At 64.3% G+C, this 9,324-nt stretch carries 6 protein-coding genes; 3 read left to right on the top strand and 3 right to left on the bottom strand.

The features are described 5' to 3' along the window. A complete protein-coding gene (gene mfd / locus P5705_RS23685) occupies positions 1–3,450 on the bottom strand; it encodes a transcription-repair coupling factor (protein WP_277463309.1) in 3,450 nt (1,149 codons plus the stop codon). A gap of 167 nt (positions 3,451–3,617) precedes the next feature. Between mfd and P5705_RS23690 the strand changes: the two genes are divergently transcribed. From P5705_RS23690 to sthA, 3 genes are all read left to right on the top strand, one after another. Beyond that, the gene (locus tag P5705_RS23690) at positions 3,618–5,081 is read left to right on the top strand and encodes a glyceraldehyde-3-phosphate dehydrogenase (protein ID WP_277463310.1); all 1,464 of its coding nucleotides are present in this window, start codon (positions 3,618–3,620) and stop codon (positions 5,079–5,081) included. Positions 5,082–5,299: 218 nt separating this feature from the next. After that, complete coding sequence (locus P5705_RS23695; RefSeq protein ID WP_277463313.1) at positions 5,300–6,298, top strand: FAD:protein FMN transferase; 999 nt, start codon at positions 5,300–5,302, stop codon at positions 6,296–6,298. A 203-nt stretch (positions 6,299–6,501) separates the two neighbouring features. Continuing rightward, positions 6,502–7,896, top strand: a complete 1,395-nt coding sequence (gene sthA, locus P5705_RS23700) for a Si-specific NAD(P)(+) transhydrogenase (protein ID WP_248920835.1) — start codon at positions 6,502–6,504, stop codon at positions 7,894–7,896. 42 nt (positions 7,897–7,938) lie between these two features. Here sthA and P5705_RS23705 read toward each other — a convergent pair whose 3' ends face one another. Then, a complete protein-coding gene (locus P5705_RS23705) occupies positions 7,939–8,661 on the bottom strand; it encodes a glycerophosphodiester phosphodiesterase (protein ID WP_277463311.1) in 723 nt (240 codons plus the stop codon). A gap of 28 nt (positions 8,662–8,689) precedes the next feature. Next, positions 8,690–9,274, bottom strand: a complete 585-nt coding sequence (locus tag P5705_RS23710; RefSeq protein WP_240065381.1) for a PilZ domain-containing protein — start codon at positions 9,272–9,274, stop codon at positions 8,690–8,692. Between the last annotated feature and the right edge of the window lie 50 nt (positions 9,275–9,324).

A 9,324-nucleotide genomic window follows, 5' to 3' on the forward strand; every position in this document is an offset into this window, starting at 1 on the left:
TTAGTTTGTTTGTGGGGTCAGGCGCTCGAACAGCGCTTCCAGTGTGTTGAAACGTTCTTCTGGGCGCTCCATGGGCACGAGGAAACGGAACTGGGTCGCGCCTTCGAACTTGTAGCGTTTGGGCTGGCCCTGGATCAGCTTGATCAGGGTCAGCGGGTCGACCGGGGTTTCGGCCTCGAACTCGAGCTTGCCGCCATTGGGGCCGGCATCGACTTTCTTGATGCCGAGCTTTTCCGCCAGCAGCTTGAGCGAGGTCAGGCGCATCAGGTTCTTGGTTGGTTCCGGCAGCAGGCCGAAGCGGTCGATCATCTCCACCTGCAGGTCCTTGAGGCCTTCTTCGTCGGCCGCCGAGGCAATGCGCTTGTAGAGAATCAGGCGCGCATGCACGTCGGGCAGGTAGTCCTCGGGGATCAGCGCCGGCAGGCGCAGGTTGATCTCCGGGCCGCCACCGAGCGGTTGCTCGAGGTTGGGCTGGTTGCCCTTGCGGATGGCCTTGACCGCACGCTCGAGCATTTCCATGTACAGGGTGAAGCCGACTGCCTGGATCTGCCCACTCTGGCCTTCGCCGAGCAGCTCGCCGGCGCCGCGGATTTCCAGGTCGTTGGTGGCCAGGACAAAGCCTGCGCCGAGGTCCTGGGTGTTGGCGATGGCTTCCAGGCGCTTTTCGGCATCCGCGCTGATCTGCTGGCGCGGTGGCGTCAGCAGGTAGGCGTAGGCCTGGTGGTGGCTGCGGCCGACCCGGCCACGCAACTGGTGCAATTGCGCCAGGCCGAACTTGTCGGCGCGCTCGATGACGATGGTGTTGGCGCTGGGCACGTCGATGCCGGTCTCGATGATGGTCGAGGCGATCAGCACGTTGAAGCGTTTGTGATAGAAATCGCTCATCACCTGTTCGAGCTCGCGTTCGCGCATCTGCCCGTGGCCGATACCGATGCGGGCTTCGGGCACCAGTTCGGCAAGCTCCGCGGCGCATTTCTCGATGGTCTTGACGTCGTTGTGCAGGTAGTACACCTGGCCGCCACGCAACAGCTCGCGCAGCAGCGCTTCCTTGACCGTGCTCTTGTTCTGCTCCATGACGAAGGTGCGCACCGACAGGCGCCGCGCCGGGGGCGTGGCGATGATCGACAGGTCGCGCATGCCCGACACCGCCATGTTGAGGGTGCGGGGTATGGGTGTCGCGGTCAGGGTGAGGATGTCCACCTCGCTGCGCAGGGCCTTCAGTTGCTCCTTCTGGCGCACCCCGAAGCGGTGTTCCTCGTCGATGATCGCCAGGCCCAGGTCCTTGAAGCGCACATCGTCCTGCAGCAGCTTGTGGGTGCCGATGAGAATGTCGATCTTGCCTTCGGCCAGTTCCGCCGCCGCGGTGGCGACTTCCTTGGTCGACTTGAAGCGGCTCATCACTTCGACGGTCACCGGCCAATCGGCGAAACGGTCGCGGAAGCTGTTGTAGTGCTGCTGGGCGAGCAGCGTGGTGGGGACCAGCACCGCTACCTGGCGGCCACTGTGCACCGCGATGAAGGCGGCGCGCATGGCCACTTCGGTCTTGCCGAAGCCGACGTCGCCGCAGACCAGGCGGTCCATGGGCTGGCCGGCGAGCATGTCGGCCCGCACCGCTTCGATGGCCGCTTGCTGGTCCGGGGTTTCCTCGAACGGGAAGCCGGCACTGAAGGTGGCGTAGTCGGCGGCCGGGTCGGCGAAGGCGTAACCCTTGCGCGCGGCACGGCGGGCGTAAATGTCGAGCAGTTCGGCGGCGACATCGCGCACCTGCTCGGCGGCCTTGCGCTTGGCTTTCTGCCAGGCTTCGGAGCCCAGTCGGTGCAGTGGCGCCAGGGCATCGTCGCTGCCCGTGTAGCGGGCGATCAGGTGCAGGTTGGCCACGGGCACGTAGAGCTTGGCGCCCTCGGCGTATTCGAGGGTGAGGAACTCGGCGGCCTGGCCATCGATCTCCAGTGTCGCCAGGCCCAGATAGCGACCCACGCCATGGTCGATATGCACCACCGGCGCGCCTTCACGCAGCTCGGTGAGGTTCTTGATCACCGCGTCGTTGGCTGCCTCGCCGCGTTTCTCGCGGCGCCGGCGCTGCATCACGCGTTGGCCGAACAACGGGCTTTCGGCGACCAGGGCGATAGCCGGATCGTCCAGTAGCAGGCCATCGTCGAGTGGGGCGATGGTAATCGCCAGGCGCTCGCTGCCGGTGATGAAGTCGGCCCAGCCATCGACGGTCTGCGGGCGCAACTTCAGGCGTTCGAGCAACTCCAGCAGCACTTCACGCCGGCCTGCCGATTCCGCCGTGAACAGCACGCGGCCGGGGAATTGGTCGAGGAAGTTCGCAAGCTCCGCCAGCGGCTGGTTGGCCTTGGCCTCGATGGCCAGGTTGGGCAGGGCGCGGGCCGGGAAACGCTCGCGGCCTGCACCGGCATCCACCTCTTCGCTGCTGACCACCACCCGTGGCCATTGCTTCAGGCGGGCGAAACAGTCCTCGACCGGGAGGAACAGTTCGGCGGGCGGTAGCAGCGGCCGGGTCAGGTCGCCGCGGCGCTCTTCGTAGCGCCCACGCACGTCGTTCCAGAAATGTTCGGCGGCCTGTTCGACGCCGGGCAGCGAGAACACCTGGGTGTCCGCCGGCAGGTAGTCGAACAGTGTGGCGGTTTCCTCGAAGAACAAGGGCAGGTAGTACTCGATCCCTGCCGGGATGATGCCGCTGGTCAAGTCCTGGAAGATGGCGCTGCGGCGGAAGTCGACATCGAAACGCTCGCGGAAGCGGGCCTTGAAGCGGGTCACCTCGTCCTTCTGCATGGGGAATTCGCGCGCCGGCAGCAGGCGCACCGAGTCGACCTTGTCGATCGAGCGCTGCGTTTCCGGGTCGAAGGTGCGCAGCGTCTCGATCTCGTCATCGAACAGGTCGATGCGGTACGGCTGCTTGCTGCCCATGGGGTACAGGTCGATCAGTGCGCCACGCACGGCGAACTCGCCATGCTCGTAGACGGTGTCGACACAGCGGTAGCCGCTGGCTTCCAGGCGCGTGCGCATCTGCTCGACATCGATTTTCTGCCCCACATCCAGCACCAGGCTGCCACCCAGCAGAAAGCGCGTGGGGGCGAGGCGGTGCAGGGCCGTGGTGACCGGCACTACAAGAATGCCGTGGTCGAGCTCCGGCAGCCGGTAGAGGCTGGCGATGCGCTGGGAGATGATGTCCTGGTGCGGCGAGAACAGGTCGTAGGGCAGGGTTTCCCAGTCGGGGAAGGGCAGTACCGGCAGTTCCGGGGCAAAGAAGCGCAGCTCCTGCTCCAGGCGGTCGGCGGCCTGGCTGTCGGCGGTCAGCAGCAGGGTGAAGCGACCGGCGGTGCTGGCAGCCTCGGCGATGGCCAGGCTCAAGGCGGCACCAGGCAGGTTACCCCAGGTTTGTTTGCCGGCCGTGGCCGACATGTGCGGAAGGCGCAGAACTGACACGGGAGATCGGGCTCCAAGCGTTGCGGCAAAGAGGTCGATTGTACCGGTGAGCGGGCTCGCTGTCAGGCTTGAAAGGGCATGACGACGGGTGTTGCGGCCGTCGACAGGCGCTCATTGCCCGATACGCCGAGGGGCGTCATAATGTAGCCCCTTTTTTGTTCCCCTACATGTGGAAGGTTACCGTGACTCAGAAGCCCGACCAGTGTCTTGGTGAGTGGATCGACCGTGAAGCCCTGGCTGAAGCGATGATCCCGCTTATCGGTCAGCTCTACCGCAACAACAACGTGGTGAGCTCGATCTATGGCCGCAGCCTGATCAACCGTTCGGTTATCTCGATTCTCAAAGCCCACCGCTTTGCCCGTCACCGCCAGGCCGACGAGACCGAGCTGTCCGTCCACGAGACGTTCCCCCTGCTCAAGGCCATGAGCGAGCTGAAACTGGGCGCCGCTTCGGTCGACCTGGGCAAGCTGGCCGGCAAGTTCAAGGCCGAAGGCAATGGCCGCAGCGCCGAGCAGTTCGTTCGTGACGAACTGGCCGACGTGGTGGGTCAGCAGAACGCTTCCGCACGCAAGGGCACCGACGTCGTCCTGTACGGTTTCGGCCGCATCGGCCGCCTGCTGGCGCGCATCCTGATCGAGAAGACCGGTGGTGGCGACGGCCTGCGCCTGCGCGCCATCGTCGTGCGCAAGGGCGCCGAGAACGATCTGACCAAGCGCGCCAGCCTGCTGCGTCGTGACTCGGTGCACGGTCCGTTCGACGGCACCATCGTCATCGACGAAGAAAACAACACCATCACCGCCAACGGCAACCTGATCCAGGTGATCTACGCCAAGAGCCCGAGCGAAGTCGACTACACCCAGTACGGCATCAACGACGCCCTGATCGTCGACAACACCGGTGTATGGCGTGACGCCGACGGCCTGGGCCAGCACCTGGCCTGCCCAGGCGCTGCCCGCGTGATCCTGACCGCACCCGGCAAGGGCGCGCTGAAGAACATCGTGCACGGCATCAACCACGGTGACATCACCGCCGACGACAAGATCGTCTCGGCCGCCTCCTGCACCACCAACGCCATCGTGCCGGTGCTCAAGGCCATCAACGACCAGTACGGCATCATCAACGGCCACGTCGAAACCGTTCACTCGTTCACCAACGACCAGAACCTGATCGACAACTTCCACAAGGGTAGCCGTCGTGGCCGCGCCGCGCCGCTGAACATGGTCATCACCGAGACCGGTGCCGCCACCGCTGCCGCCAAGGCGCTGCCAGTGCTTAAAGGCAAGCTGACCGGCAACGCGATCCGCGTACCAACGCCAAACGTGTCGATGGCCATCCTGAACCTGAACCTGGAAAAGGCCACCAACCGCGAAGAGCTGAACGAGTACCTGCGCCAGACCGCCATGCACTCGGACCTGCACAAGCAGATCGACTATGTCAGCTCCCAGGAAGTGGTTTCCACCGACTTCGTGGGTTCGCGCCACGCCGGTGTGGTCGACGCCGAAGCGACCATCTGCAACGACAGCCGTGTCGTCCTGTACGTCTGGTACGACAACGAATTCGGTTACAGCTGCCAGGTCGTTCGCGTGATGGAAGAGATGGCCGGTGTGAACCCGCCAGCGTTTCCACGCTGATTCGCTTGTAATGTGTTGAGAAAACGGGAACCTTCGGGTTCCCGTTTTTTTTGCTGGTTGGCTCAGCGCGGTCTTTGTAGGAGCGGCCTTGCGCCGCGAAAGGGCTGCGTAGCAGCCCCAGGGCCCCGGCGTTCATGCAAAGATCGCTGGGGCCGCTTTGCGGCCCTTTCGCGGCGCAAGGCCGCTCCTACAGGGATCGGTTAACCGAGAAATCCATGTTGCGCATCGTTCTTCTGTGTTGCCTGTCGTTGCTTGCGGCCTGTGAGCCAAGCCCCACCCTCGAGCACTTCGGCGGCCCGACCATGGGCAGCAGCTACAGCATCCAGTATGTCCGCCAGCCTGGCGGTCCCGCACCCGAGCAGGTGCAAGCCGCGGTCGAGGGCATCCTCCAGGCCATCGATGCGCATTACTCCACCTATCGCGGCGACTCCATCGTCAGCCACTTCAACCAGCTGCCGGCCAACCAGTGCCTGCCCATCGACAGCGACCTGCGTGTACTGGTCGCCTTCGGCCAACGGCTCGCCGAGCAGAGCCAGGGGGCGTATGACCTCACCGTCGAGCCGCTGCTCGACCTTTGGGGCTTTGGCCCGCAATCACGGGAAATGCAGGTGCCGGCCCCTCAGGCGTTGGCCCACGCCCGCCAGCGGGTGGGTTACCGGCACCTGCGTATCGAAGCCGATAGCCTGTGCAAGGATGCGCCGGTCGAGCTGGACTTCAACAGCATTGCCGCCGGCCATGCTGTCGATCTGATCGCCGAACGCCTGGGGGGCATGGGCATCGACAGTTTCCTCGCCGAAGCCACCGGCGAGCTCAAGGCGGTGGGCCGCAAGCCGGACGGCAGCCCCTGGCGGGTGGCGCTGGAGCTGCCGCGCGAGGACCGCCAGATCGCCCGCCAGGTCATTCCGGTACAGGGGCTGGCGGTATCGACCTCGGGTGACTATCGCCATTATTTCGAGGACAATGGCCGGCGCTATTCGCACACCTTCGATGCTCGCCTGGGGCGCCCGGTCGAGCATGACCTGGCAGCGGTGACGGTGCTCGATGCCTCGGCGCTGCAGGCCGACGGCTACTCGACACTGCTGCTGATCCTCGGGCCTGAGCGTGGCTGGGATTTTGCCATCGCCCACGGTCTTGCCGCCGTGTTGGTGACCCGGGCCGAAGGTGGCTTCGTCTCCCGTTCCACGCCTGCGTTCGACAGGGCGTTGAAAGGCGAATGAAAGGCAAGGCACGGATGATCGCCACCACGGACCCGGTGAAACCACATGTAGTGCAGGCAACAGTGGCCTACGACGCGACCAAGGGTTAATGTGCGCGGCGTTCACGCTTGATTAGACTGCACCCGAATTTTCTCATGGCGCCCCGGCGACGTGATCGCGCCCCGCGGCCATCCGGCCGGCGGGCCAGTTCTGAAGGAGTACGCATGGCTGTCTACAACTACGACGTAGTGGTGCTGGGTTCCGGCCCGGCCGGAGAAGGCGCGGCAATGAACGCCGCCAAAGCAGGGCGCAAGGTGGCCATGGTCGACAGCCGTCGCCAGGTCGGCGGCAACTGCACCCACTTGGGCACCATCCCGTCCAAGGCGCTGCGTCACTCGGTGCGGCAGATCATGCAGTTCAACACCAACCCGATGTTCCGCGCCATCGGTGAGCCGCGCTGGTTCTCCTTCCCCGACGTGCTCAAGAGCGCCGAGAAGGTCATCAGCAAGCAGGTCGCCTCGCGCACCGGCTACTACGCGCGCAACCGGGTCGACGTGTTCTTCGGCACCGGCAGCTTCGCCGACGAGCAGACCGTCGAAGTGGTCTGCCCCAACGGCGTGGTCGAGAAGCTGGTGGCCAAGCACATCATCATCGCCACCGGTTCGCGCCCGTACCGCCCGGCCGACATCGACTTCCACCACCCGCGCGTCTACGACAGCGACACCATCCTCAGCCTCAGCCACACCCCGCGCAAGCTGATCGTCTACGGAGCTGGGGTGATCGGTTGCGAATATGCTTCGATCTTCAGCGGCCTGGGCGTACTGGTGGAATTGGTCGACAACCGTGCCCAGTTGCTGAGCTTCCTGGATTCGGAAATCTCCCAGGCGTTGAGCTACCACTTCAGCAACAACAACATCACCGTACGCCACAACGAGGAGTACGAGCGGGTCGAAGGGCTGGACAACGGTGTGGTGCTGCACCTGAAGTCGGGCAAGAAGATCAAGGCCGACGCCTTGCTGTGGTGCAATGGTCGTACCGGCAACACCGACAAGCTGGGCCTGGAGAATATTGGCATCAAGGTCAACAGCCGTGGCCAGATCGATGTCGACGAGAACTACCGCACCAGCGTGCCGAATATCTACGGTGCCGGTGACGTGATCGGCTGGCCGAGCCTGGCCAGCGCAGCCCACGACCAGGGTCGCTCGGCGGCCGGCAGCATCGTCGACAATGGCAGCTGGCGCTTCGTCGATGACGTGCCCACCGGTATCTACACCATTCCGGAGATCAGCTCGATCGGCAAGAACGAGCAGGAACTGACGCAAGCCAAGGTGCCATACGAAGTGGGCAAGGCCTTCTTCAAGAGCATGGCGCGCGCGCAGATCGCCGGCGAACCGCAGGGCATGCTGAAAATCCTGTTCCACCGCGAGACCCTGGAGATCCTGGGTGTGCACTGCTTCGGCTACCAGGCCTCGGAGATCGTCCACATCGGCCAGGCGATCATGAACCAGCCGGGTGAGCAGAACAACCTGAAGTACTTCGTCAACACCACGTTCAACTACCCGACCATGGCCGAAGCCTACCGGGTAGCTGCCTACGATGGTCTGAACCGGCTTTTTTGAGCGGCTCCGACCGGTGGCCTGAGCCGGTCGGAGAGACCGATTTCAGCCCTGCCCGAGGGTGGTCTTGGCCAAACCGGGAAAGTCTGTAATCAGGCTGTCCACGCCAAAGTCGGCGAGCCGGCGCATCAGTGCCGGTTCGTTGACCGTCCATACCGACACGTGCAACCCCTGGCGCTGCGCCTTGATCAGGCGCTCGGGGGTGCACAGCGTCCAGTTCAGCGCCAGCATCTGGCACTCATAATTCTGTGCCACTTTCAGCGGATCGAGCCAGGCGTACTCGGCGACCAGGCCGCGGGCGACGTCCGGTACCAGCTCCAGGGCGGCGCCCAGCACTTCCCGTGAGCTGGAGGTGATGGTGACCTTGTCCAGCAGGCCGTATTGCTGGGCCAGTTCGCGGATCGCCAGCACGGTGCTGGCGGCGCGGGTGCGCGAGGCGCTCTTGACCTCCAACTGCCAGTGCTCGAAGGCGCATTTCTCGAACAGTTCCTCAAGGCGTGGGATAGGGCAGGGCTGCACATGCCCCGGGCCGCCCTTGCGTGCGTCGTAGCAGACCAGTTCATCTGCGGTGTGCTCAGCCACCTTGCCGGGGCGTCCCGTGGTGCGCTTGAGCGTCGGGTCGTGGATCACCATCAGCTCGCTGTCAGCCGACAGGTGCAGGTCGAGTTCGCAACGGCTCACGCCGTGCGAGAGGCACTGGCGGAAGCTATTCAGGGTGTTTTCGGGCGCTTCGCCCTTGGCGCCGCGGTGGCCGTAGATAAGGGTCACGTTCGTTCCTTCAAATCAGAGAAAGGGCTCAGGAGGCGGGGTCGTTCTGTTCCAGTGCCTGGCGCCGCTGTTGTTGCTGGCGCTGCAGGATGTAACGGGCCAGCAGCTGGCGCTGGGCGTCGGTCATGTCGATGAACTCGGTGCCGACCTCGTAATCGCCGTCGGGGCGCGGGTCGCAGTGGGTGACTCGGCCGCGCAACAGCAGGCCGTGGGCGCGGGGCATCAGCACCATCTTCACTTTCACTCGAGTGCCGGGGGCGATCTTCTGTGCCTGTGCGAACTCGATGCCGCCCTCGGAGATGATCACCGGTTGTGGCTGGCCGATCTCGCCAATCAATGTTTGCGCGACCACCGCGCTGAGCAGGTCGAGGCGTTTGTTCTGGGCGCGCAGGAAAGCCGCCAGGGTGCGGTCCTTCTCGCTCAGCTGACGCAACAGGTGCTGCGACTCGAAGTCGGACAGGTGCAGTTCACTGAGCAGGTTGAACAGTGGCGAATCATCTTGCAACAGTTCTGTTTCAAGGGCTTCGGCCGCGCTCAGGGGGCTGATTTGAAGTGCGATCCGATCTTCGATGCGGTAGTATTCGCGGCGATCTTCTTCGTCTAATGTCGTCATGGCGAACCCAAGGTTACGGCGGTTGTCCGAGTGTAAAGCCGCCGTAGGCG

The organism is Pseudomonas entomophila, assembly GCF_029478665.1.
GTDB lineage: Bacteria > Pseudomonadota > Gammaproteobacteria > Pseudomonadales > Pseudomonadaceae > Aquipseudomonas > Aquipseudomonas entomophila_F.